This window comes from Citrobacter braakii, assembly GCF_009648935.1.
GTDB classification, from domain to species: domain Bacteria; phylum Pseudomonadota; class Gammaproteobacteria; order Enterobacterales; family Enterobacteriaceae; genus Citrobacter; species Citrobacter braakii.
On record NZ_CP045771.1, the window covers coordinates 212,740 to 236,412 of the forward strand.

Consider the following 23,673-nt stretch of genomic DNA (forward strand, 5'->3'; position numbering starts at 1 on the left):
TCGGCCTTTGAATTGTCCATATAGAACACATTTGGGAGTTGGACCTTGGCTAATATCAAATCAGCTAAGAAGCGCGCCGTTCAGTCTGAAAAGGCCCGCAAGCACAACGCTAGCCGTCGCTCTATGATGCGTACTTTCATCAAGAAAGTATACGCAGCTATCGAAGCTGGCGACAAAGCTACTGCACTGAAAGCATTTAACGAAATGCAACCGATCGTGGACCGTCAGGCTGCTAAAGGTCTGATCCACAAAAACAAAGCTGCACGTCATAAAGCAAACCTGACTGCACAGATCAACAAACTGGCTTAATCGCCTGCTTGTTGTCGCTTTGTGAAAAAACCCGCGTAAGCGGGTTTTTTTATGCCCGTCGTTTGCAGCCGGATTCGACAGCAACCGTCATTCACTAGGCATTGAGCTAATAGTCTCTGTCTGGCCGAAGGTGGATAACCGCCCCAAGAGATATCGGGAGATGCGTGAAAACGGCTGGCCACGGAACAGAATTCCGGTATTTATCCGCGAAAGTGGTAAATACCGGAATTTATTAAAGCTGTAGAATCCTTCCGGCTGTAGGCAACCACCGCAGCCGGTAGCATTACGACGATCAGGTTGATTGCAGCTTAAATAATGCCGAGTAGTCCGCATTGCAAATACGCTGCACCGCTGGATGCTGGATCATTCTTTCCGCAAATATGGCGTGATACTCCTCCATTACATTCTCTACGCGTCCAATTTCAACAATTGAATCATCGGCATAGAAATTGTGGGAATAAAGCGTAGGCGCAACAAAAATAGCATTATGCGTTGCGCCGAACGCTTTCATCAGCGCGGCGTCATCAAACTCGCCAAGGATTTCAACGTTCAGCCCTTGTGAGTTAATCCAGTTCAGCAGCTTACGCCCGAGCATAGAACGGCGCCCTGGGATCAGCAATCGACGCTCTTCGAGGCAGGCCGGAAATGGTTTCTCAGGCAATGGCTGGGTGCACCAAAAGCTCACGCTGCATTCGCCAATCCGCACTGAGAACAACCCTTCCTGCTGCGTAGAATCGATCGGGCAGTCGGAGATAATCATATCCAGTTTATGCTGGCTGAGCTGATCAAGCAGCATCTCGTGCGTTGATTCAAAACAACGCAGATGGATTTGTTCATCTTCAACGACTGCGGCATTCAGCACGCTGCTGACCAGCTGTTTGGACAACGCATCCGCTACGCCGACATCGAACAGTAAATTCGACTCTTTGCGATAGTTCACGATATCCAGCATTTCCTGGCTTAACGTGAACATCTTATCCGCATAACGAAAAACCAATTCGCCTAATTCGGTGGGCTCCAGTCCACGCCCCTTCCGCTTGAACAACTTTCCCTGTAAGCGTTCCTCAAGCGCTTTAATCTGCCCGGTAATGGTCTGCGGTGTCAGATAAAGCGCCTCTGCTGCACCAACCACAGATCCTTCTTTATATACATGCCAAAAGTAGTACAGGTGGTTGTAGTTTATATGAGACATACACTCTCCCTGAAAATTGTCACGAAAGGGTTATCCCGTCAGGCTGCTGCGTTCAACCGGGTGCGTAACCAGCAGTAACCTATTACCGCCGACAGCAAAGAACCGATCAGTATCCCCAGTTTCGCCCAGTTAATCAGCTCAGGATCGACGGTCCCAAACGCCAGGCTGGCGATGAAAATCGACATCGTAAAGCCAATGCCGCACAGAATGCCGACCGCCATAATTTGCTGGAAATTCGTTCCCTCCGGCAATTGCGCCATCCTGAAGCGTAACGCCAACCAGCAAAAGAGGCTGATACCCAGTGGTTTCCCGATTAACAGGCCAGCAATGATCCCCAGCGGTAACACCGAGGTCAGTCCATCAATGGTGACGCCCTGCAGTGAGACACCCGCGTTAGCGAAGGCAAACAACGGTAGGATCAGGTATGCCACCCACGGGTGCAGAACATGCTCCAGACGCTTCGCCGGTGAACGCCCGTGTTTTTCCTTCAACGGAATGAAGAAACCGACGATCACGCCCGCTAGGGTTGCATGCACGCCAGACTTCAGTACGGCCGTCCACAGCACTACGCCAACCAGAATATAAATACCGGTACGTCTTACACCGCACAGATTCAATGCTGCCAGGACAAGGATCGCGCACGCGGCAACGCCCAGCGACAACAGCGAGAGATCGCTGGTGTAGAACAACGCGATGATCACAATTGCGCCGAGGTCATCGATTATCGCCAGCGCCATCAGGAAGATTTTCAACGCCAGCGGGACACGGCTGCCCAACAGCGCCAGCACGCCTAATGCAAAAGCGATATCCGTTGCCGCCGGGATCGCCCAACCCTCACGGGAGATAGGGTCAGCATAGTTGAATGCCAGATACAGCAGCGCCGGGACAATCATGCCCCCGATAGCGGCAATGATCGGAAACGCCGCCTGGCGCAGACTGGCCAGCGAACCTTGCATTAACTCGCGCTTCACTTCCAAACCGATCAACAGGAAGAACACCGCCATCAACGCGTCATTGATCCACAGCAGCATATTTTTGTTGATCTCAAGCGCGCCAACCCGCAGTTGAACGGGCGTTTCCAGAAAGGCGTGGTACCATCCACTGGTAACCCCGGTATTTGCCATCAGCATAGCAACTACGGCAGCGATGATCAGAATGATGCCCCCCGAGGCGTCACTACTAAAAAAACGATGCAGATGTTTCACTTTTATTCTCTCTATTGGGTGAATACTTCGTAAATACTATCTTACACCTTCAGAAAACTCGTTAAAATTAGATTATTCATGATGAATAGATCGGTTTTTACGAGCCATTAAAATAAAGTCGTTCAGGTTTTTCCGAACGGAAAACAGAAATAAAAAAGCCTGAAACTTTTCAGTCCAGGCTTTTTATCAAAGATTATTGAGTCGAGAATTAGCGCGTCAAATCGTCAAAAAATTTCTTCACACCGTCGAAGAAGCTTTTAGAGCGCGGACTGTTTTGCTCGCCGGTCGGGCCGCCAAAGCTGTCCTGCAGATCTTTCAGCAACTGCTTCTGCTTGTCGTTGAGGCCTACCGGGGTTTCAACCACCACACGGCACAGCAGATCGCCCTGTGCGCCGCCGCGTACTGACTTAACGCCTTTGCCACGCATGCGGAACAGTTTGCCGGTCTGCGTTTCGCCCGGGATTTTTAACTTCACGCGACCATCCAGCGTCGGCACTTCAATCTCGCCGCCCAGCGCTGCCATCGCAAAGTTAATCGGCACTTCGCAGTACAGGTTATTGCCTTCACGTTCGAAAATTGGGTGCTGTTTTACCTGCACCTGAACGTACAAATCGCCTGCTGGCGCGCCATGTTCACCGGCTTCACCTTCACCCGCTAAACGAATACGGTCGCCAGTATCAACCCCAGCCGGGATCTTAACGGACAGCGTTTTGCTCTTCTCAACGCGACCATGACCATGGCATTTGTTGCACGGGTCTTTAATCAACGTACCGCGGCCCTGACAGTGTGGACAGGTCTGCTGTACGGCAAAAAAGCCCTGACGCATCTGCACCTGACCAGAACCGTGACAGGTTGGACAGGTCTGGGGTTGCGTGCCCGCCTTCGCACCGCTGCCGTGGCAAACATCACACTCTTCCAGCGTCGGAATACGGATCTCTTTGGTGACGCCACGCACGGCTTCTTCCAGAGTGAGATCCATGTTGTAACGTAAATCAGCACCACGTGAGGCGCGCTGACGACCGCGACCGCCGCCAAAGATATCGCCAAACACGTCACCAAAGATATCGCTGAAGTCGGCCCCGCCGCCAAAACCGCCGCCACCGCCCATACCGCCTTGCTCAAACGCTGCATGGCCGTACTGATCATAAGCCGCACGTTTTTGCGTATCGGTGAGGATCTCGTACGCTTCTTTGATCTCTTTAAACTTGGCTTCGGCCTCTTTATCACCCTGGTTGCGGTCCGGGTGATATTTCATGGCCAGGCGCTTGTAGGCCTTTTTGATTTCACGCTCTTCCGCTGATTTGGAAACGCCTAAAATCTCGTAATAGTCTTGCTTAGCCATCTCTTTTTATCTGCCCCTAACATGCGTGCACGGGCGGAGAGGAAACCTCTTCGCCCGTGCCAGTAATTACCCGTTCAAAGGGCGATTATTTTTTGTCTTTCACTTCTTCAAACTCAGCGTCGACAACGTCGTCATCTTTCGCGTTGTTTGCAGAAGCATCAGCACCTGCTGCGCCAGCCTGCTGCTGTGCGTGCTGCTGCTGAGCGATTTCCATCAGTTTCTGAGAAACCTGTGCCAGCGCCTGCATTTTCGCTTCGATATCCGCTTTGTCTTCGCCTTTCAGAGAAGTTTCCAACGCGGTCAGTGCAGACTCGATGGCAGTTTTGTCATCAGCCGGCAGTTTGTCGCCTGCTTCTTCAACCTGCTTGCGAGTGCTGTGCAGCAGATGGTCACCCTGGTTACGGGTCTGAACCAGCTCTTCAAACTTACGGTCAGATTCTGCGTTCGCTTCTGCTTCACGAACCATTTTCTGAATTTCTTCTTCGTTCAGACCAGAAGAAGCCTTGATGGTGATCTTCTGCTCTTTACCGCTATTTTTGTCTTTCGCGGAAACGTGCAGGATACCGTCGGCATCGATGTCAAAAGTAACTTCGATCTGCGGCATACCGCGCGGAGCCGGGCTGATGCCATCCAGGTTAAATTGACCCAGATCTTTGTTATCAGCGGCACGTTTACGTTCACCCTGCAGCACGTGGATGGTTACCGCAGACTGGTTGTCTTCAGCGGTAGAGAACACTTGGCTGTGCTTGGTCGGGATAGTGGTGTTTTTCGCGATCAGTGCAGTCATCACGCCACCCATGGTTTCGATACCCAGAGACAGCGGGGTAACGTCCAGCAGCAGCACGTCTTTCACATCACCGGTCAATACACCACCCTGAACGGCAGCACCGATTGCCACAGCTTCGTCCGGGTTAACGTCTTTACGCGGCTCTTTACCGAAGAACTCAGCAACTTTCTTCTGTACCATCGGCATACGAGTCTGACCACCGACCAGGATAACGTCCTGAACGTCGGAAACAGACAGACCAGCATCCTGCAGAGCAACTTTCAGCGGCTCGATAGAACGGTTAACCAGGTCTTCAACCAGGCTTTCCAGTTTCGCACGGGTCACCTTGATGTTCATGTGTTTCGGACCAGTCGCGTCTGCAGTGATGTACGGCAGGTTCACGTCGGTCTGCTGAGCGGAAGACAGTTCGATCTTCGCTTTCTCAGCGGCTTCTTTCAGACGCTGCATCGCCAGCGGGTCGTTACGCAGGTCGATACCCTGATCTTTCTTAAATTCGTCAACCAGGTAGTTGATCATACGGCTATCGAAGTCTTCACCACCCAGGTGGGTATCACCGTTGGTTGCCAGAACTTCGAAGGTTTTTTCACCGTCAACTTCGTCGATTTCGATAATAGAGATATCGAAAGTACCACCACCCAAGTCATAAACCGCGATAGTACGGTTGCCGACTTCTTTATCCAGACCGTAAGCCAGTGCAGCTGCGGTTGGTTCGTTGATGATACGTTTTACTTCCAGACCTGCGATACGGCCGGCGTCTTTGGTTGCCTGACGCTGAGCATCGTTAAAATATGCAGGTACGGTGATAACTGCTTCAGTTACCGGTTCACCCAGGTAATCTTCAGCCGTTTTCTTCATTTTTTTCAGCACTTCAGCAGAAATCTGCGGCGGTGCCATTTTCTGACCTTTTACGTCAATCCATGCATCACCGTTGTCAGCACCGATGATTTTGTACGGCATGATGGCTTCATCACGCTGCACTTCTTCGTCCTGGAAGCGGCGGCCAATCAGGCGTTTAATCGCAAACAGGGTGTTTTGCGGGTTTGTCACTGCCTGACGTTTAGCCGGCTGACCAACCAGAGTTTCACCATCCTGGGTATAAGCAATGATAGAAGGCGTGGTGCGATCGCCCTCGGCGTTCTCCAGCACACGTGCAGTAGTGCCATCCATAATCGCTACACAAGAGTTGGTAGTACCCAGGTCGATACCAATAATTTTACCCATCTAAACGTCTCCACTAAAAATTCGGTCATCATGTGGTTGTGAATCTGTAATAAGGGCGAAACGTGCGGTTTCAACTACCCTGAATCGTTTTTTTTCAGACTCACCACTGCGGTTGTCTACAAGATGGGGTCGTAACCCACGTCATCAAGGGGGGCATGAAAAATTTTTTTAGCCTTGTGGCAATAAATTCGCAGAAAAAAGGCAAAAAGAGATAAAAATGAATAGTCGCCAACCAGAATTAATTCATACAACCAATTAAATCAGGAAAGTCATTCACATAAAAATTGCAATAAAAATAAAAGATTACGAGCATGAATCGTTTTTATGACGACGCTAATATGGTCTGAAGTCACACACTTTTGCAGCCGTCAAAGAGAAACTCCATGAAATCTGTGTTAACCCTTTCCGCCAGCCTGCTTATGGGCCTTCTGCTGAGCAGCACCGCCGTAACTGGCAAGCGTGATGCCCATCACAGGGAAAATAATTCATTTTCCCTTCGTTAGATCATAGACAGTGCCTTCTCCCCTGATTATCATGCCGCGCCCCGAAGACAGCGATCGTTATTCGGGGAAACTATTTCACCATTCAATCAATGATGATTTTGAGGAATTATGGGCAACACTAAGTTGGCTAATCCGGCACCGCTGGGCCTGATGGGCTTTGGCATGACCACCATTCTGCTTAACCTGCACAACGCGGGTTTCTTCGCTCTGGACGTTATTATTCTGGCGATGGGCATTTTCTACGGCGGTATCGCGCAAATTTTTGCCGGACTGCTGGAATATAAAAAAGGCAACACCTTCGGTTTAACCGCCTTTACCTCCTACGGTTCGTTCTGGCTGACGCTGGTTGCGATCCTGCTGATGCCGAAAATGGGCCTGGCGGATGCAACCAATGGTCAGTTCCTGGGCGCTTACCTCGGTCTGTGGGGCGTGTTCACTCTGTTCATGTTCTTCGGTACGCTGAAAGCCGCGCGCATGCTGCAGTTCGTGTTCCTGAGCCTGACAGTGCTGTTCGCCCTGCTGGCCGTGGGCAACATTGCGGGTAACGAAGCGATCATTCACGTTGCTGGCTGGGTAGGCTTAGTGTGTGGCGCAAGCGCCATTTACCTGGCGATGGGTGAAGTGCTGAACGAACAGTTTGGCCGTACCATCCTGCCGATTGGTGAAGCGCACTAATCTGATGCTATCCCCCCCTGACGGGGGGATATTCCTTACAAGCGCTGTAACTCTGCCTGTACGCTCGAATCGCGATGATAAAGATCCTGTCGCAGCCAAATCCCCAAACCTAGCCCTACCAGCGATAACGCCAGCACATACCAGGCCGGAGCCATTGGCGACACGCTCATTAACATCGTGACGGCGATTGGCGTCAGCCCACCAAAAATGGCGTACGACACGTTGTAAGAAAAGGATATTCCGGTAAAGCGGACTTCCGCCGGAAACGCCCGCACCATCACATAAGGCACAGCCCCCACCACGCCAACGCATAACCCCACCAGCCCGTATAACAGGAACAAATGCTGGGGATGGCTGTCGGTCAGGTGATAGAAAAACCAGCTTGAACAGGCCAGCATCAGGCTGCCGACAATAAAGGTTTTGCTGGCGCCGACCCGATCGACAATAAACCCAGCCAGCAGGCAACCGACGCACAGCATAATGGTAGCGACACTGTTGGCTTGTAACGTTAGCGCCGGCGCAAAGCCATACTGCTTCTGCAACCAGACTGGTGACATCAGGATCACCACCACAATCCCAGCCGATAGCAGCCAGGTCAGCAGCATTGAAATAACCACCGCTTTTTTATGTTTGCTCACCACTGACTTCACCGGTAGCTCTTGCGCCAACGCTTTACGCTGCTGCATTTCGAGAAATATGGGTGTCTCCTGCAGCCAGCGACGCAGGTACATCGCCACCAGCCCAAACACGCCCCCCAGCAGGAAAGGAATACGCCAGCCGTAATCATGCACCGCCTGCTGCGTCAGGCTGGTGTTCACCAGCGTCGCAACCACCGACCCCAGCAGAATTCCCACCGTCAGGCCGGCAGTCAGCGTTCCGCAGGCAATGCCGATGCGACGCTCCGGTACATGCTCCGCCACAAACACCCACGCGCCCGGAACTTCTCCGCCGATGGCAGCGCCTTGCAAAATACGCATCAGCAGTAACAGCAGCGGCGCGAGGATCCCCATTGAGGCGTAGGTAGGCAACAGACCAATCGCCAGCGTCGGTATCGCCATCAGCAAAATGCTCAGGGTGAACATTTTCTTGCGCCCGACCAGATCGCCAAAGTGCGCCATGATGATGCCCCCCAGCGGACGCGCCAGATATCCGGCGGCAAAAATGCCGAAGGTTTGCACCTGACGTAGCCATTCAGGGATGTCTGCGGGGAAGAAGAGCTCGCCAACAACAGCGGCAAAGAAGACAAAGATAATGAAATCATAAAACTCAAGCGCACCACCAAGGGCAGCAAGCGTAAGGGTTTTATAATCCTGGCGATTCAGCGGTCGAGTGTGTTGTGACATAGCAAACCATGAGTCAGTGAAGTAATTGAATCTGTTTGTTGATATATGTAAAGCAAAAATTACTATATCGTAAACAATTCAATACTCCACTGTCATTGGCACTTATGTCACGATCGGGCTACTTTCAGGCTTTTGTATCGCGTATTGCGCTTTTAGGACGAAAAGATGCTACAACAGTCGGTGCGGTTTCCACATACGGCCCATCTAATAGCTGTATACAATACGGTACACTTGCAAAAATACCCGGCACGATAACCTTACCGTCGGCATCTTTCACACCTTCCAGCGTCTCTTTGATCGATTTTGGCTGCCCAGGCAGATTCAGGATCAACGCCTGCTTGCGAATCACGCCAACCTGACGGGAAAGAATCGCCGTTGGCACAAAGTGCAGGCTTATCTGGCGCATCTGCTCACCAAAGCCCGGCATCTGACGGTCGGCTACGGCAAGCGTTGCATCAGGCGTTACGTCACGACGGGCCGGACCCGTTCCGCCGGTAGTCAGCACCAGATGACAGCTCATTTCATCTACCAGCTCACATAAGGTCTGTTCGATGATCGCCTGTTCATCCGGGATCAACCGCGTTTGCAGCTCAAAAGGGGTGGTAAGGGCAGACGCCAGCCACTCTTCAAGGGCCGGGATACCTTTATCCTGGTAAACGCCGCTGGAAGCACGGTCAGAAATGGAAACCAGGCCAATGCGTAAAGTATTCATGATTATTCCGTTTAAACAGTCTCGTTAAACAGAATGATACACTGCGAAGGGAAGGACAGACAGGTTTCAGAAGAGGTAGCGTGACCCATATCAGGGCCACGCACTAATGATTACAGCAGATCGCCGATCATTTTTTCCAGTTTACCTTGGTCTACAGCAAACTTACGGATACCGTCCGCCAGTTTGTCTACAGCCATCGGATCCTGGTTATGCTGCCACAGGAACTCAGCTTCGGTGATGCGTGCAGGGCGCGCTTTCACTTCGCCGGAGAAAGACAGTTTACGTTCGATAGCACCTTCGCTTTCCGCCAGTTCTTTCAGCAGTGCCGGAGCAATCGTCAGACGATCGCAGCCTGCCAGCTCAATAATTTCGCCGATGTTACGGAAGCTCGCGCCCATAACTACGGTTTCGTAACCGTGCTGTTTGTAGTACTCGTAGATTTCCGTTACGGAAACCACACCCGGATCTTCTGCCGGTGCATACTCTTTCTTGTCGGTATTGGCTTTGTACCAGTCAAGAATACGGCCAACGAACGGAGAAATCAGATATACGCCAGCTTCTGCACATGCACGCGCCTGCGCGAAGGAGAACAGCAGAGTCAGGTTACAGTTGATGCCTTCTTTTTCCAGCTGCTCAGCGGCACGGATGCCCTGCCAGGTTGAAGCCAGTTTAATCAGGATGCGATCGTTGCTGATGCCAGCATCGTTGTACATTTTGATCAGGCGTTTTGCTTTAGCGATGGACGCGTCGGTGTCGTAGGACAGACGAGCGTCAACTTCAGTGGAGATACGACCTGGGACCAGTTTCAGGATCTCCAGACCGATATTTACTGCCAGCTTGTCGGTCGCGTCGACGACCTGCTGCGCACGGTCGTTGCTCTGCTGCTTAGCCCAGGCTACAGCGTCATCAATCAGCTTGCGGTATTCCGGGATCTGCGCTGCGTTAAGAATGAGAGAAGGGTTAGTTGTGGCATCCTGAGGCTGATACAGCTTCATTGCCGCGATGTCTCCGGTGTCGGCCACTACTGTGGTGAACTGACGAAGGGAGGTCAATTTGTCCGTCATGATAGCGATTCTCTTTAAACAGCTTGTTAGGGGGATGTAACCGATCTTCCCTGATGATAGCACGACGCACTCTCAGCGCAACCGCCTGGATTGTCCGACCAGCCGCTCAGCCCTGATTACGCATCGCCAAGCCTGTGATGCGCAATTAAGGGATATAACGATTGTTATGATAAACTCCCGCAATCAATCACCTTATAAGGTATATACTGGTCGATTATTGGTAGCGCTTACACGGGAATATTCGCGCTTACCGGCATCAACAAGAGGGATGTTAATGCCTGATTTTTTCTCATTTATTAATGAAATACTCTGGGGATCGGTGATGATCTACCTCCTGCTTGGCGCAGGATGTTGGTTCACCTGGCGTACAGGGTTTATTCAGTTTCGCTATATTCGCCAGTTTGGCAAAAGTCTTAAAAACAGCATCAGCCCGCAGCCGGGCGGTTTAACTTCCTTTCAGGCTTTATGCACCAGTCTTGCCGCACGTATCGGTAGCGGAAATCTGGCGGGCGTGGCGTTGGCGATTGCCGCTGGCGGCGCGGGAGCCGTGTTCTGGATGTGGGTCTCGGCGATCATTGGTATGGCGACGTCATTTGCCGAGAGCTCTCTTGCCCAACTGTATAAAGAGCGCGACAGCAAGGGACAGTTTCGCGGCGGTCCTGCGTGGTATATGGAGCGTGGGCTGGGCATGCGCTGGATGGGCGTTCTTTTTGCCATCTTTTTACTCATTGCTTATGGTCTGATTTTTAACAGCGTTCAGGCTAATTCGGTCTCTCATGCGCTGACCTTTGCTTTTGATATCCCTCCCCTCTTCACCGGTATCGCACTGGCAATAGTGTCATTATTGGCAATCATTGGCGGCATTAAAGGCGTTGCCCGCCTGATGCAATGGTTCGTTCCGATGATGGCGCTGTTGTGGGTCGGTTGCAGCATCGTCATCTGTCTTTGGCATTTCGGGCAGCTCCCCGGCATTATCATGACCATTATAAAAAGTGCCTTTGGCTGGCAGGAAGCCGCAGCCGGTGCCGCCGGGTATACACTAAGCCAGGCCATTGCCAGCGGCTTTCAACGCGGTATGTTTTCTAATGAGGCCGGAATGGGATCAACTCCGAACGCGGCCGCGTCGGCAGCATCCTGGCCTCCGCATCCTGCGGCACAAGGCATTGTGCAAATGATCGGAGTATTAGTTGATACGCTGATTCTCTGTACGGCCAGCGCGATGATTGTTCTGTTGGCGGGTAATGACGCCAGCTATGTACCGATGGAAGGCATCCAGTTACTCCAGAAAGCGATGGTTTCAGTGACGGGAGAATGGGGTGCCGGATTCGTGGCGTTAATTGTGATTCTGTTTGCCTTTAGCTCTATCGTAGCCAACTACATCTATGCGGAAAATAACCTCGTTTTCCTGAAGCTGGACAATATCCGCGTCATCTGGCTATTACGGATCGCCACCGTTAGCACCGTTATCGGCGGAACGTTAGTCAGCGTTCCGCTGATCTGGCAGTTGGCGGACATCATTATGGCGTGTATGGCCATCACTAACCTGACGGCGATTCTGCTGCTTTCACCGGTTGTGCAGACTATCGCCTGCGACTATCTACGCCAACGCAAACTCGGGGTGCGCCCAGAATTCGATCCGCGCCGTTATCCTGATATCAGACAACAACTTGCGCCCGAAAGCTGGGATGAGACGCCGCGCGGATAGCGCGGCAATCGCAACCATCGATCAATTCTGTCGTTTTTTTTGCTAAAGTCGCAGTAAATTTCCTGCAAGGACTGGATATGCTGATTCTGATTTCACCTGCAAAAACGCTCGACTACCAAAGTCCGCTGGCAACGACACGTCATACATTGCCCGAACTGCTGGATCACTCTCAGCAGCTTATTCACGTGGCGCGCCAACTCTCTGCTCCGCAAATTGGCAAGCTGATGGGAATTAGCGACAAGCTGGCGGATCTGAACGCCACACGTTTCCATGACTGGCAGCCTGACTTCACGCCGGAAAACGCGCGCCAGGCCATTCTGGCGTTTAAAGGCGACGTATATACCGGACTGCAGGCTGAAACCTTCAGCGAAGCGGATTTCGACTTCGCTCAGCAACATTTACGGATGTTGTCCGGGCTGTACGGCGTTTTGCGTCCGTTGGATTTGATGCAGCCTTACCGTCTGGAGATGGGTATTCGTCTGGCCAATGCGAAAGGTAAAGATCTCTACCAGTTCTGGGGAGATACCATCACCGATAAACTTAACGAAGCGCTGGAAGCGCAAGGCGACAGCGTAGTGATTAACCTCGCCTCGGATGAGTATTTTAAATCCGTGAAGCCGAAAAAGCTCAACGCGGAGCTTATCAAACCGGTCTTCCTCGACGAGAAGAACGGCAAGTTCAAAGTCATCAGCTTCTATGCCAAAAAAGCGCGCGGCCTGATGAGTCGCTACATTATTGAGAACCGCTTAACGCAGCCAGAACAGCTGACCGCCTTTAACAGCGAAGGCTATTTCTTTGATGAAGAAGCGTCAGGAAATGGCGAACTGGTGTTTAAACGCCAGGAGCAGTAGTAAAAAGGCCGGATGGCGGCGAACGCCCGATCCGGCCGACAGGTTTTGTAGGCCCGCTAAGCAAAGCGCCAGCGGGCACAACCGTTAACCGCGGGTCATCATCAGCTTGCGCAGTTCAGCAAAATCAGCAGGCAGGTGATGAGAAAGCAGCGGCAGGTCCGCGCGTTCCGCCAGCGCTTTTGGCAGAGCCAGCGTCAGGTCAAGAATCTCTTCAACGCTTTCTTTAAACTTGGCCGGATGCGCAGTACCGAGGAACAGGCCGTACTCGCCAGGGTTCAGTTGGTCACGCAGCGCACGGTAAGCCACCGCCGCATGCGGTTCTGAGGTGTACCCCATCTCATGCAGCTCACGCATCGTGTCCTGAGTAGTGGCATCGTCAACAGCGGCATAACCCAGCTCATTCAGACGCCAGATTTTACGGCGGAACAGTTCTTCCACCCGCGGCCAGTTATTTGGCTGGCTGACATCCATCGCATTCGACAACGTCGCCTGAGTCGCTTTCGGCGCCCACTCACCTTGTGCAAGAAAGCGTGGAACCGTATCGTTGACGTTGGTCGCCGCGATAAAACGCTTCACCGGCAAGCCCAGTGATTTTGCCAGCAGCCCGGCAGTCAGATCGCCAAAGTTGCCGCTGGGAACGGAAATAACCAGTTGATTACGCGCCTCTTGCGGCAGTTGAGCCACGGCCTCAAAGTAGTAACAGATTTGCGCCAGCAGACGGCTGATGTTGATTGAGTTAGCCGAATTCAGCCCCAAAGCGACCTTCAGCTCTTCGTCATCAAACGCCTGTTTCACCAGAGCCTGACAGGCATCAAAATCGCCATCAATCGCCACGGTTTCAATATTGCCACCCAGTGTACAGAACAGTTTTTCCTGTAATGGGCTAATCTTGCCGTTCGGATAAAGGATCACCACGCGCACATTTTTCAGACCATAAAAGGCATGTGCGACTGCCGCACCAGTGTCTCCAGAGGTCGCCGTCAGAATGGTGACCGGTTTGTCGCCGCTGATATGCGTCAGCATCTGCGCCATAAAGCGCCCGCCAAAGTCTTTAAATGCAAGCGTTGGGCCGTGGAACAGCTCCAGACAGCCGATATCCGCGGCAACCTGAGCAACCGGTGCCGGGAAGGCAAACGCCGCACGCACGCGCTGTTCCAGAATCTCCTGTGGGATTTCATCACCGATAAATGCGGAAAGGATCTTCGCGCTGCGGCTAATGAAATCCTGGTTCAACATCTCATCGACTTCTGACAGATTGAATTCCGGCAAATCGTGCGGAAAAAACAATCCCTGATTCTTGCCAAGCCCTTGCGTGACGGCCTGTGCAAAGCTGACCTGTTCGTTATGATCTTTCAGATTATACAGTTTCATTGATTATCCCAGTACCCGTGCGCCCGCCGTGTCCAACCGGCAAATATGAACAAAGCCTTCCTGATTTTGCAGATAATTTTTACCCAGCCAGTCTGCTACACGCTGCGCCGTATCCGGCTTGTCGCACAAAGCGAACAGCGTCGGCCCCGAACCGGAGATACCGCTGGCCAGCGCCCCGATTTCCGCTACCGCCTGACGCGCCTGGCTAAAGCCTGGCAGCAGGCGGGTACGGTATGGCTCAGCAATGACATCTTTCATCAGCTTCGCGGCAAGCCCTGGCTGACGGGAATAGCAGGCATGGATAAACCCAGCCAGATGCCGCCCGTGGGCGATACAGTCCTGACGGCGATACTGCGCAGGTAAAATCGCCCGCGCTTCTGCCGTCGACACTTTAATCCCCGGATACGCGAGGACCCACAGCCACTCATCAAAGCCTGGCACCTGCTGGCTGATAATGCCGTTTTCTTCGATCATTAACTGCATGCCGCCCAAAAAGCACGGGGCGACGTTATCGTAATGAATACTGCCGGAGATACGCCCTTCCAGCTCACCCATTATCGCCAACAGGCGCGTATCGTTGAGCGGTTTACCGCAATGCTCGTTCATGGCGACCAGCGCCGCTACAACGGAACACGCGCTGGAGCCTAACCCGGAGCCAATCGGCATATTTTTTTCCAGCGTCATCGCCACCGGAACGCTTTTACCCAGCTCCTGACAGAATCGCTCCCAGCACTGGTAGACAATATTTTCTCGCGGCTCAGGCGGCAGCTTATTGGCAAAGCGACCAAGGTTGTTAAGGCTGAAATGGTCAGCCGCCTCAACGGATACCACATCGCCTAACAGCGAACCGTCCACCGGGGTTACCGCCGCTCCGAGCACATCAAACCCGACGCTCATATTGGCGCTGGAAGCCGGGGCATAAACTCTCACCATGTCAGACTCCTAACTTCCATGAAAGGGTGCGTAGCAGGTCAGCAAATACGCCCGCCGCCGTCACGTCGTTACCCGCGCCGTATCCGCGCAGAACCAACGGTAGCGGCTGATAATAGTGGCTGTAAAACGCCAACGCGTTTTCACCGTTTTTCACTTTGAACAGCGGATCGTTGCCGTCTACTGCCTCTATTTTCACGCGACAGACGCCATCCTCTTCAATATTGCCAACATAGCGTAATACTTTCCCCTCATCACGGGCTTTCGCCACACGCGCGGCAAAGGCGTCATCCAGCTGCGACAATTTCGCCATAAACGCGGAAACATCACCGGAATCATCAAACTCTTTTGGCAGGACCGGCTCAATGACAATGTCAGAAAGCTCCAGCTCACGACCGGTTTCACGGGCCAGGATCAACAGCTTACGCGCCACGTCCGTACCGGATAGATCGTCACGCGGATCGGGTTCGGTATAGCCCAGCTCACGCGCCATGGTGGTGGCCTCGGAGAAGCTCATGCCTTCATCCAGCTTGCCGAAAATAAACGACAGCGAACCAGAAAGAATACCGGAGAAACGTTGCAGTTCATCGCCCGCGCTGAGCAGATTTTGCAAGTTCTCAATTACCGGCAAGCCCGCGCCTACGTTGGTGTCGTACAGGAATTTACGACGAGACTTCGCCGCAGCAAAACGCAGCTGATGGTAGTAATCCATCGACGATGTGTTGGCCTTTTTGTTCGGCGTGACCACATGGAAGCCTTCGCGCAGGAAATCCGCATACTGATCCGCGACCGCCTGACTTGACGTACAGTCGACAATCACCGGATTGAGCAGATGATATTCTTTCACCAGACGAATTAAGCGCCCCAGGTTGAAAGGCTCTTTCGCGCTTTCCAGCTCCGACTGCCAGTTTTCCAGATTCAGACCATGGACGTTGGTCAGCAGGGCCTTCGAGTTCGCCACGCCGCACACGCGCAGATCGATATGCTTCTTTTTAAGCCAGGTTTGCTGACGTTTAAGCTGCTCCAGCAGCGCACCGCCCACGCCGCCAACGCCAATGACAAATACTTCAATCACCTGATCGGTGTTGAACAGCATCTGATGGGTCACACGCACGCCAGTGGTCGCGTCGTCGTTATTCACCACTACCGAAATGGAACGCTCAGACGAGCCCTGGGCGATTGCCACGATATTAATGTTCGCGCGAGCCAGCGCGGCAAAAAATTTCGCCGAGATGCCACGCAACGTGCGCATACCATCGCCAACGACCGAGATGATCGCCAGACGCTCAGTCACCGCCAGCGGCTCCAGCAAGCCTTCTTTCAGTTCGAGATAGAATTCATCCTGCATGGCGCGTTGCGCACGCGCGCAGTCGCCCTGCGGGACGCAGAAGCTGATGCTGTATTCAGAAGAGGATTGGGTGATCAGCACCACCGAGATGCCCGCGCGCGACATCACGGCAAAAACTCGCGCCGCCATCCCCACCATGCCTTTCATCCCAGGGCCGGAGACGCTAAACATCGCCATGTTATTGAGGTTAGAAATCCCTTTTACCGGCAAATCGTCATCATCACTGCTGGCACCGATAAGCGTGCCGGGCGCTTGTGGATTGCCGGTATTTTTAATCAGGCACGGGATCTGGAACTGGGCAATAGGGGTAATAGTGCGCGGGTGCAGCACTTTAGCGCCGAAGTAAGAAAGCTCCATCGCCTCCTGATAAGACATCGACTTCAGCAGTCGGGCGTCGGGGACCTGGCGCGGATCGCAGGTATATACGCCATCGACATCGGTCCAGATCTCACAACAATCGGCGCGCAAACAGGCGGCCAGTACGGCGGCAGAGTAGTCAGAGCCATTACGCCCCAGCACCACTAACTCACCTTTCTCATTCCCGGCGGTAAATCCTGCCATCAGAATCATATGGTCCGCAGGAATACGGCTGGCGGCAATGCGGCGCGTAGATTCGGCGATATCAACGGTAGATTCGAGGTAATGGCCTACCGCTAGCAATTTCTCTACCGGGTCGATGACCGTCACGTTGTGCCCGCGCGCTTCCAGCAGGCCAGCCATGATGGCGATCGACATTTTTTCACCACGGCAAATAAGCGCAGCATTGATGCTGTCCGGGCACTGACCCAGCAGGCTGATACCGTGCAGGACGTGCTTAATCTGTGCAAACTCTTGTTCAACAAAGGCTTTGAGCGGAGCCTGCGGGAAACCCGGTTGCGCGGCGGCAAGACCCACCAACAGCTCAGAGAAAATGCGTTCGGCGTCGCTGATATTGGCTAAAGCATCCTGACCACCGATGGTCTTCTCAATCATCGCCACCAGATGGTTGGTAATTTTTGCGGGGGCAGAAAGAACGGTCGCGACCTGCCCCTGTCTGGCATTGCTTTCCAGAATATCGGCAACCCGCAGAAAGCGCTCTGCATTTGCCACTGATGTACCGCCGAACTTCAACACTCGCATGGTTTACCTCATTGCCTTTGGTCGAAAAAAAAGCCCGCACTGTTTAGGTGCGGGCTTTTTCTTGTGTTTCCTGTACGCGTCAGCCCGCACCGTTACCTGTGGTAATGGTGATGGTTGTGGTAATGGTGATGCTGATGCGTTTCATGATGTTGTGTGCTCTGTAATTATTTATTATCTGTCCTGTATTCTTTTAGGGTTAAAGTATCTGCTGATCTAAGTCAATAAATTTTTAAATTGGTCACATTCCGAAACTTGTTCACGAGCGACTGCTTGCCCTTTTAGTTTCGACCAATACAGTATGTCACCCCTACTTGAATCCAGAATAAAACACCACACAATAAAAACAGTTCGATACTTTATTTCGTGATGCTTTTTTCTATATCATGTAAAAAACGGTGCAACATTGCTGTATCTCGCTGCCCTAACAGACCCATTCGCTGTTGCAGCCAGTCCGTCAACTTGATGTCGTCAGAAACGTTCAGCGTGGCTAATAAACGCAAAACGCGCGCGCGCAATGCCTGTAGCTGAAGCTCATCCGTCACCTCAATGTTTTTGACGGGTTGTTGTATTAAACCTGCTAATTGATAGCAATACACCATCACCGCCTGCCCCAAATTGAGTGAAGGATAGTCAGCCACCATAGGTACACCGGTGAGTACATCCGCCAGGGCCAATTCTTCGTTGGTCAGCCCTGAATCTTCACGACCAAAAACCAGCGCGGCGTGATCCATCCACGTTGATTTTTCCTGCAGCAGAGGAACCAGTTCGACCGGGGTAGCGTAGTAATGGAACTTCGCCCGACTACGCGCAGTGGTCGCGACGGTAAAATCTACGTCGTACAGCGCCTCCGCCAACGTTGAAAAAACACTAATATTATCAATAATATCGCCAGAACCATGCGCGACCCATCGCGTGGCGGGTTCCAGGTGGGCTTCGCTGTCAACGATGCGTAATTGGGTGAACCCCATAGTCTTCATAGCGCGGGCAGCCGCACCAATATTTTCCGCTCTGGCGGGGGCAACCAGAATAATTGTTAAACGCATTTCGATACTCTTTTTGGCCAGTCTGCAAGGAAAAATGTGACGTGCTTCAACATATTACGCAGTGCGAATTTACATATTTTTAACAGAAATCACTGAAAAAGCATTTCGCATCCATTAAAAAATGCTAAACTATTTCCCGGGTGTACTATTGCTTTTTATGTTAACAAAAGTTGCATATCCCTCTGTTTATCCATGATAATTTAATTTAAAATGGATCGCACCGGTTGGATTCATTACATTTATTAATTTGCTCGTGCAACTAGTTGTAATATTGCAATTTTGTGATGAAAGCAAACATTTGGATACGTTGATTTCATCAAACTGTTAACGTGCTACAATTGAACTTGATATATGTCAACGAAGCGTAGTTTTATTGGGTGTCCGGCATGTCTTAGCCTGTTATGTTGCTGTTAAAATGGTTAGGATGACAGCCGTTTTTGACACTGTCGGGTCCAGAGGGAAACTACCCACGACCAAGCTAATGATGTTGTTGACGTTGATGGAAAGTGCATCAAGAACGCAATTACGTACTTTAGTCATGTTACGCCGATCATGTTAATTTACGGCATGCATCAGGCAGGTCAGGGACTTTTGTACTTCCTGTTTCGATTTAGTTGGCAATTTAGGTAGCAAACATGCAGACCCCGCACATTCTTATCGTTGAAGACGAGTTAGTAACACGCAACACGTTGAAAAGCATTTTCGAAGCAGAAGGCTATGATGTATTCGAAGCGACAGATGGCGCGGAAATGCATCAGATTCTCTCTGAATATGATATCAACCTTGTGATTATGGATATCAATCTGCCTGGGAAAAATGGCCTGCTGTTAGCGCGCGAACTTCGCGAACAAGCTAACGTTGCGCTGATGTTCCTGACGGGCCGTGATAACGAAGTCGATAAAATTCTCGGCCTCGAAATCGGCGCAGACGATTACATCACCAAGCCGTTTAACCCGCGCGAACTGACTATCCGTGCTCGTAACCTGCTGTCCCGTACCATGAACCTGGGTACTGTCAGCGAAGAACGCCGTAGCGTTGAAAGCTACAAGTTCAATGGCTGGGAGCTGGACATCAACAGCCGCTCTCTGATTGGTCCTGACGGTGAGCAGTATAAACTGCCACGCAGCGAATTCCGCGCCATGCTTCACTTCTGTGAGAATCCGGGCAAAATCCAGTCTCGCGCAGAACTGTTGAAAAAAATGACCGGTCGCGAACTGAAGCCGCATGACCGTACCGTTGACGTGACGATCCGCCGCATTCGTAAGCATTTCGAATCAACGCCGGATACGCCAGAAATCATCGCCACCATTCACGGTGAAGGCTACCGTTTCTGCGGCGACCTGCAGGATTAATTCAATCCTCACTGGTATAAAAACGGCGCTTTATGCGCCGTTTTTCATTTCCCCTACTGCCCTATTTCCACAAGCGAAATTCGTCGCTCTGCGCAGGCTGAAGCTCTGGAAGTTCTGTAGATTTTGGCTTTGTTTTTGGCTGTGCCAGCGAGTGCCAGTCAAGATGACGCGTCAGGAACATGACCCCACACAGCGCGAACAACAGCACGCCGGTTCCCAGCAGTAAAGAGCTATCCTGTGAACGTAGCAGCACCCACATCACACCATCCAACCCCAGCAGCGCCACGGTGAACAAAATACTGTTCCGCCAGCCCTGCAATATCGCCTGCAGATACACACCGTTCATCAACGCCCCCACCAGACTTGCCGTAATCCACGCCGCCGTAAAACCAATGTGTTCCGACAGTGCCAGCAGCAGCAGATAAAACATTACCAGCGATAGCCCCACCAGCAGATACTGCATCGGGTGCAGGCGCAGATTGGTCATACTTTCAAGGACGAAGAAAGACATAAAGGTCAGCACAATCAGCAGGATGGCATACTTTGTCGCCCTGTCCGTTAACTGATACTGATCTGCTGGCGTGGCGACGGCGACGCTAAACGCTGGCATGCCCAGCCAACCAATCTTTTCGTCGTTAAAGCGCTCGCCGAGGTTGTTCGCAAACCAGCTGCTTTGCCACTGAGCCTTGAATCCTGATTCGCTAATTTCGCGCTTAGCCGGGAGAAAGTCCCCAAGAAAGTTGGGATGTGGCCAGTTGCTGGTTAAGGTCATTTCACTGTTACGTCCAACCGGAACGACGGAGAAATCGCCGGTTCCGCTCAAATTAAGCGACAACGCCATGCTCAGATTTTGCTCAGCCCAGCTCGCATCGGGTAGCGGAATGTGGATCCCCTGCGCACGTCCATCCAGCCCCGTCCCAGGCTCAACGGCCAGCGACGTTCCATTGACCTGCGGCGCTTTTACCACGCCAATCCCACGCGCGTCCCCCACGCCAACCACAATAAACGGTTTGCCGATGCTGATATTTGGATGATTTAAATCACTCAACCGTTCGGCGTTAAACTCAGCCTTCACCGAAACATCATTGTGCCAGACCTGGCCCTCATAAATACCGATTTTACGCGCTTCAACGTTCTGATTCCCCTCAACTACCAACGATTCCGGCAGCCAGAAATGGATATAGCTACGCTTACGCTGGATTTCTTTGCCATCCTCCAGTGAGGTGTAAAGTTCCGTTACCGGAATGGCTATCAGCGGTCCTACCATCTTTTGCGGCCCGCTGGTGCTCTGTCGGATAGCATCTTCGACTTCATCGCGGTAATCCGATCGCTCCACGATGATCTGCCTGACCATCGTCAGCGGGATTAACAGCAGCAGTATTGCGCCACCTAAGGTGACTATTTTCCAAAACAGGGGTGATTTAAACATAGCGTTCTCCTTTGCAATATCAGCAAGGTAGAACAGCTATGTGCGGAGAATTTGAAGTTATGTGAAGTGAGCGTGAAGCGTAAACGAGGCCTGTGCGCCGCCTTGTGGTCGGTTGCACAATGTCACCGTCCCCTCGTGCAGTCGCGCAACCTCACTGACAAACGCCAGCCCTAAACCGCTGCTCTTATGCCCATTTTCACGGGGCAGCGAATAGAAACGCTCAAAAATACGCGGCAACGCGAAGTCGGGGATCCCGCTGCCGCTGTCGATTATCTGCAACGTGACCAGTTCATCCTGCTGATGCGCGCTCAGCGTAATCGTCCCGTCCTGTGGCGTGAAGTCGATAGCGTTGTCGAGCAAATTCCCCACTGCCTGCTCCAGTAACGCAGGATCGGCGGCGACGCTAAGCGATGAAGGCATAATGGTAAGCGTGATGTTTTTTGCCGCCAGTTGCACGCTACGCGCCTCTTTGAGCTGAGCAAACAGCGCATCTACCGCCACTGCCGTCAACGTAATGTCCTGTCGATTCTCCAGTCGCGCCTGGCGTAACAGGGTTTCGACCAGCGCCTGCATACGCGTATTTTGCGTCAGAATATTATCAGTAAAGCGCGCAACCACGTTCGGCGGCGGACCTTCGCGCAAAATCTCAGCCGCGCCGCGAATGGCCGCCAGCGGACTTTTCAGTTCATGCGTTAACGCATAAACATACTGCTCAATGTAGTTTTTGCCCTCCAGCTTCAGTCGCATACTTTCCAGCGCCTGCGCCAGTTTACGTAGCTCGCTGCTGCCTAAATCAGGCAGTGGGACAGGACGATTCTCGGTAACGGAGTCGGCATAGCGCGCCAGCCGGGCGATGGAGCGGTTTATCCACCATACCATCCCGATGCCAATCACTAAGGCAATGCCCAGCAATACGGCGCTGGCCCACAGCATCCGCCGTTCACTGCGTTTAATCACCGGCGCCATCGCCGCGTTCGGTTTACCGACGCTAAGCACTCCGATAATACGTCCGCCGTCTACGATCGGCGCGGCCACGTACATCACTGAACTTTCCGGATCGTTCGGGTTTTGCGGCGTGCTGCGGGCGCCATATTGCCCACGCAGGGTTAACCACACGTCGTTCCAGCGAGAATAGTCCTGACCGACAGCCTGGTTTGCGGAATCAAACAACACTTTACCCTGCGCGTCCGTCATGTAGACATGGTATTCATTACGGACTTTGTTAATGCCGCTGATATTGGCGCTGAATGGGCGGTTATGCAGTTGCGAAAATGCCTGCGCCAGCTTGCCGTTGGCGGGAGAGTCAGAGAGCAAGTCATCGCGCGCCAGCGCAGCCAGCAGCGTGGCGGTATCAATCAAAGTGCCTTCGGTTGCCCGGCGGACGCCTGGTTTAATTTCCTGTACAAAGATCGACAAAACGAACCAGGCGGCGACGGCAACAATCAGAAAATAGCCGAGCAACAAACGCATGCCAATGCGCATCAGACGCTCCTCAGGCTATATCCCATACCGCGATGCGTATTGATGGGGGAAAGCTCAGGGTTGATAGCCCGCAGCTTGGCGCGCAGCGTTTTAATGTGGGTATCGACCGTTCTGTCAAAGGTGTCCTGTGCATCGGCCCAGACTAAATCCATCAACTGCTGGCGTGAGTAAATGCGCCCCGGCGACAACAGCAGCGTTTTCAGCAACAGAAATTCATAGCGCGTCAGGTTTAACGGCCTGCCGAACCAGGTAATCTGCGCGGCCAGCTCATTAAGTTCAAAATCGCCGCAGCGCGTCGTCGATGAAGGAGCAGAGAATTTCTGCACCCGCCGCAGCAGCGTACGCACACGGGCGCACACCTCGCGCGGTGAGAAAGGCTTGGCAACATAGTCATCCGCGCCAATTTCCAGCCCCAGCAGGCGATCCACCTCATCGCTACGCGCGGTCAGAAACAGGATCGGCAACGCTGGATGCCGCTCCAGCAGGCGTCGACACAGTTCAAAACCGCTGATATCCGGTAGTCCGACATCCAGAATGATCGCATCAGGACAACGCTGGCGAGATTTCTCCAGCGCAGGTAATCCGCGCTCAAACGCTTCCACGCTAAAACCTTCCTGCTGCAGCATGTAGATGAGCGTATCGGCAATGCCCTGCTCATCCTCAACCAACCAGATCAACGGTTGTTGCATT

At 52.4% G+C, this 23,673-nt stretch carries 21 protein-coding genes, 1 pseudogene and 1 other annotated feature; of the genes and pseudogenes, 6 read left to right on the forward strand and 16 right to left on the reverse strand.

From position 1 onward, the window contains the following. Nucleotides 1-45: 45 nt before the first annotated feature. Together rpsT and GFC06_RS23515 are read left to right on the forward strand one after the other, a co-directional pair. Nucleotides 46-309: a 30S ribosomal protein S20 gene (rpsT, locus tag GFC06_RS00920; protein ID WP_003018940.1), complete on the forward strand. Its 264-nt coding sequence runs from the start codon at nucleotides 46-48 to the stop codon at nucleotides 307-309. A gap of 91 nt (nucleotides 310-400) precedes the next feature. Beyond that, nucleotides 401-487 (forward strand): annotated as a pseudogene (locus GFC06_RS23515) (hypothetical protein); the annotation flags it as partial. Between the two features lie 114 nt (nucleotides 488-601). Here GFC06_RS23515 and nhaR read toward each other — a convergent pair. From nhaR to dnaK, 4 genes are all read right to left on the reverse strand, one after another. Continuing rightward, nucleotides 602-1,501, reverse strand: a complete 900-nt coding sequence (nhaR, locus tag GFC06_RS00925; RefSeq protein WP_049281592.1) for a transcriptional activator NhaR — start codon at nucleotides 1,499-1,501, stop codon at nucleotides 602-604. A 38-nt stretch (nucleotides 1,502-1,539) separates the two neighbouring features. Then, nucleotides 1,540-2,706 (reverse strand): Na+/H+ antiporter NhaA, encoded by a 1,167-nt coding sequence (gene nhaA / locus GFC06_RS00930; RefSeq protein WP_153689736.1) that lies wholly within the window; start codon nucleotides 2,704-2,706, stop codon nucleotides 1,540-1,542. Nucleotides 2,707-2,914: 208 nt separating this feature from the next. Further along, nucleotides 2,915-4,048: a molecular chaperone DnaJ gene (gene dnaJ, locus GFC06_RS00935; protein WP_153689737.1), complete on the reverse strand. Its 1,134-nt coding sequence runs from the start codon at nucleotides 4,046-4,048 to the stop codon at nucleotides 2,915-2,917. An 85-nt stretch (nucleotides 4,049-4,133) separates the two neighbouring features. Further along, entirely contained in the window at nucleotides 4,134-6,056 is a 1,923-nt protein-coding gene (gene dnaK, locus GFC06_RS00940) for a molecular chaperone DnaK (protein ID WP_016151634.1), read from the reverse strand. A gap of 611 nt (nucleotides 6,057-6,667) precedes the next feature. Between dnaK and satP the strand changes: the two genes are divergently transcribed. After that, nucleotides 6,668-7,234 carry an acetate uptake transporter gene (gene satP / locus GFC06_RS00945; RefSeq protein WP_003018969.1) on the forward strand — a complete coding sequence of 189 codons (567 nt, stop codon included), beginning with the start codon at nucleotides 6,668-6,670 and terminating at the stop codon, nucleotides 7,232-7,234. 35 nt (nucleotides 7,235-7,269) lie between these two features. On the opposite strand, the gene GFC06_RS00950 is transcribed toward satP, so the two are convergent. The 3 genes from GFC06_RS00950 to tal form a co-directional block, all read right to left on the reverse strand. Continuing rightward, on the reverse strand, nucleotides 7,270-8,577 hold the full coding sequence (locus GFC06_RS00950) for an MFS transporter (RefSeq protein ID WP_153689738.1): 1,308 nt from the start codon (nucleotides 8,575-8,577) through the stop codon (nucleotides 7,270-7,272). Between the two features lie 124 nt (nucleotides 8,578-8,701). Next, the gene (gene mog / locus GFC06_RS00955; protein ID WP_016155649.1) at nucleotides 8,702-9,289 is read right to left on the reverse strand and encodes a molybdopterin adenylyltransferase; all 588 of its coding nucleotides are present in this window, start codon (nucleotides 9,287-9,289) and stop codon (nucleotides 8,702-8,704) included. Between the two features lie 110 nt (nucleotides 9,290-9,399). Then, nucleotides 9,400-10,353 (reverse strand): transaldolase, encoded by a 954-nt coding sequence (tal, locus tag GFC06_RS00960; protein WP_016151631.1) that lies wholly within the window; start codon nucleotides 10,351-10,353, stop codon nucleotides 9,400-9,402. 274 nt (nucleotides 10,354-10,627) lie between these two features. On the opposite strand from tal, the gene GFC06_RS00965 reads away from it, so the two are divergent. Continuing rightward, a complete protein-coding gene (locus tag GFC06_RS00965; protein WP_016155648.1) occupies nucleotides 10,628-12,058 on the forward strand; it encodes an alanine/glycine:cation symporter family protein in 1,431 nt (476 codons plus the stop codon). 77 nt (nucleotides 12,059-12,135) lie between these two features. Continuing rightward, nucleotides 12,136-12,909 carry a peroxide stress protein YaaA gene (gene yaaA / locus GFC06_RS00970; protein ID WP_016155647.1) on the forward strand — a complete coding sequence of 258 codons (774 nt, stop codon included), beginning with the start codon at nucleotides 12,136-12,138 and terminating at the stop codon, nucleotides 12,907-12,909. An 84-nt stretch (nucleotides 12,910-12,993) separates the two neighbouring features. On the opposite strand, the gene thrC is transcribed toward yaaA, so the two are convergent. The 6 genes from thrC to yjjY all read right to left on the reverse strand — a co-directional run bounded on the left by thrC (nucleotide 12,994) and on the right by yjjY (nucleotide 19,260). Further along, nucleotides 12,994-14,280, reverse strand: coding sequence for a threonine synthase (gene thrC / locus GFC06_RS00975; protein ID WP_153689739.1), 1,287 nt, complete (start codon nucleotides 14,278-14,280; stop codon nucleotides 12,994-12,996). A gap of 3 nt (nucleotides 14,281-14,283) precedes the next feature. Further along, nucleotides 14,284-15,213 carry a homoserine kinase gene (gene thrB, locus GFC06_RS00980; RefSeq protein WP_016155645.1) on the reverse strand — a complete coding sequence of 310 codons (930 nt, stop codon included), beginning with the start codon at nucleotides 15,211-15,213 and terminating at the stop codon, nucleotides 14,284-14,286. A gap of 1 nt (nucleotide 15,214) precedes the next feature. Next, nucleotides 15,215-17,677, reverse strand: coding sequence for a bifunctional aspartate kinase/homoserine dehydrogenase I (gene thrA, locus GFC06_RS00985; RefSeq protein ID WP_047414492.1), 2,463 nt, complete (start codon nucleotides 17,675-17,677; stop codon nucleotides 15,215-15,217). Between the two features lie 23 nt (nucleotides 17,678-17,700). Beyond that, nucleotides 17,701-17,827 (reverse strand) — a sequence feature (Thr leader region). After that, nucleotides 17,757-17,822, reverse strand: a complete 66-nt coding sequence (thrL, locus tag GFC06_RS00990) for a thr operon leader peptide (RefSeq protein ID WP_032337689.1) — start codon at nucleotides 17,820-17,822, stop codon at nucleotides 17,757-17,759. Its footprint overlaps the feature before it by 66 nt. A 206-nt stretch (nucleotides 17,828-18,033) precedes the next feature. Further along, on the reverse strand, nucleotides 18,034-18,720 hold the full coding sequence (locus tag GFC06_RS00995; RefSeq protein WP_016151625.1) for a tRNA/rRNA methyltransferase: 687 nt from the start codon (nucleotides 18,718-18,720) through the stop codon (nucleotides 18,034-18,036). A gap of 399 nt (nucleotides 18,721-19,119) precedes the next feature. Next, complete coding sequence (yjjY, locus tag GFC06_RS01000; RefSeq protein WP_042998021.1) at nucleotides 19,120-19,260, reverse strand: YjjY family protein; 141 nt, start codon at nucleotides 19,258-19,260, stop codon at nucleotides 19,120-19,122. Nucleotides 19,261-19,355: 95 nt separating this feature from the next. Here yjjY and arcA point away from each other — a divergent pair, with 95 nt between their 5' ends. Continuing rightward, complete coding sequence (gene arcA, locus GFC06_RS01005) at nucleotides 19,356-20,072, forward strand: two-component system response regulator ArcA (RefSeq protein WP_001194359.1); 717 nt, start codon at nucleotides 19,356-19,358, stop codon at nucleotides 20,070-20,072. 61 nt (nucleotides 20,073-20,133) lie between these two features. On the opposite strand, the gene creD is transcribed toward arcA, so the two are convergent. From creD to creB, 3 genes are read right to left on the reverse strand one after another with little or no spacing between them, the layout of a single operon-like run. Further along, entirely contained in the window at nucleotides 20,134-21,501 is a 1,368-nt protein-coding gene (creD, locus tag GFC06_RS01010) for a cell envelope integrity protein CreD (protein ID WP_075847922.1), read from the reverse strand. 57 nt (nucleotides 21,502-21,558) lie between these two features. After that, a complete protein-coding gene (creC, locus tag GFC06_RS01015) occupies nucleotides 21,559-22,983 on the reverse strand; it encodes a two-component system sensor histidine kinase CreC (RefSeq protein ID WP_153689740.1) in 1,425 nt (474 codons plus the stop codon). Then, the gene (creB, locus tag GFC06_RS01020) at nucleotides 22,983-23,672 is read right to left on the reverse strand and encodes a two-component system response regulator CreB (RefSeq protein WP_049281597.1); all 690 of its coding nucleotides are present in this window, start codon (nucleotides 23,670-23,672) and stop codon (nucleotides 22,983-22,985) included. The genes creC and creB overlap by 1 nt, the downstream gene beginning before the upstream one ends. Nucleotide 23,673: the final 1 nt, after the last annotated feature.

Excerpts from the sequence above, each read along its gene's own strand:
- yjjY (WP_042998021.1), bottom strand. The coding sequence starts at position 19,260 with ATGACTAAAGTACGTAATTGCGTTCTTGATGCACTTTCCATCAACGTC.
- creD (WP_075847922.1), bottom strand. The coding sequence starts at position 21,501 with ATGTTTAAATCACCCCTGTTTTGGAAAATAGTCACCTTAGGTGGCGCA.
- tal (WP_016151631.1), bottom strand. The coding sequence starts at position 10,353 with ATGACGGACAAATTGACCTCCCTTCGTCAGTTCACCACAGTAGTGGCC.
- thrA (WP_047414492.1), bottom strand. The coding sequence starts at position 17,677 with ATGCGAGTGTTGAAGTTCGGCGGTACATCAGTGGCAAATGCAGAGCGC.
- thrC (WP_153689739.1), bottom strand. The coding sequence starts at position 14,280 with ATGAAACTGTATAATCTGAAAGATCATAACGAACAGGTCAGCTTTGCA.
- GFC06_RS00995 (WP_016151625.1), bottom strand. The coding sequence starts at position 18,720 with ATGCGTTTAACAATTATTCTGGTTGCCCCCGCCAGAGCGGAAAATATT.
- thrB (WP_016155645.1), bottom strand. The coding sequence starts at position 15,213 with ATGGTGAGAGTTTATGCCCCGGCTTCCAGCGCCAATATGAGCGTCGGG.
- nhaR (WP_049281592.1), bottom strand. The coding sequence starts at position 1,501 with ATGTCTCATATAAACTACAACCACCTGTACTACTTTTGGCATGTATAT.
- dnaK (WP_016151634.1), bottom strand. The coding sequence starts at position 6,056 with ATGGGTAAAATTATTGGTATCGACCTGGGTACTACCAACTCTTGTGTA.
- mog (WP_016155649.1), bottom strand. The coding sequence starts at position 9,289 with ATGAATACTTTACGCATTGGCCTGGTTTCCATTTCTGACCGTGCTTCC.
- GFC06_RS00965 (WP_016155648.1), top strand. The coding sequence starts at position 10,628 with ATGCCTGATTTTTTCTCATTTATTAATGAAATACTCTGGGGATCGGTG.
- dnaJ (WP_153689737.1), bottom strand. The coding sequence starts at position 4,048 with ATGGCTAAGCAAGACTATTACGAGATTTTAGGCGTTTCCAAATCAGCG.
- GFC06_RS00950 (WP_153689738.1), bottom strand. The coding sequence starts at position 8,577 with ATGTCACAACACACTCGACCGCTGAATCGCCAGGATTATAAAACCCTT.
- creB (WP_049281597.1), bottom strand. The coding sequence starts at position 23,672 with ATGCAACAACCGTTGATCTGGTTGGTTGAGGATGAGCAGGGCATTGCC.
- satP (WP_003018969.1), top strand. The coding sequence starts at position 6,668 with ATGGGCAACACTAAGTTGGCTAATCCGGCACCGCTGGGCCTGATGGGC.
- arcA (WP_001194359.1), top strand. The coding sequence starts at position 19,356 with ATGCAGACCCCGCACATTCTTATCGTTGAAGACGAGTTAGTAACACGC.
- creC (WP_153689740.1), bottom strand. The coding sequence starts at position 22,983 with ATGCGCATTGGCATGCGTTTGTTGCTCGGCTATTTTCTGATTGTTGCC.
- yaaA (WP_016155647.1), top strand. The coding sequence starts at position 12,136 with ATGCTGATTCTGATTTCACCTGCAAAAACGCTCGACTACCAAAGTCCG.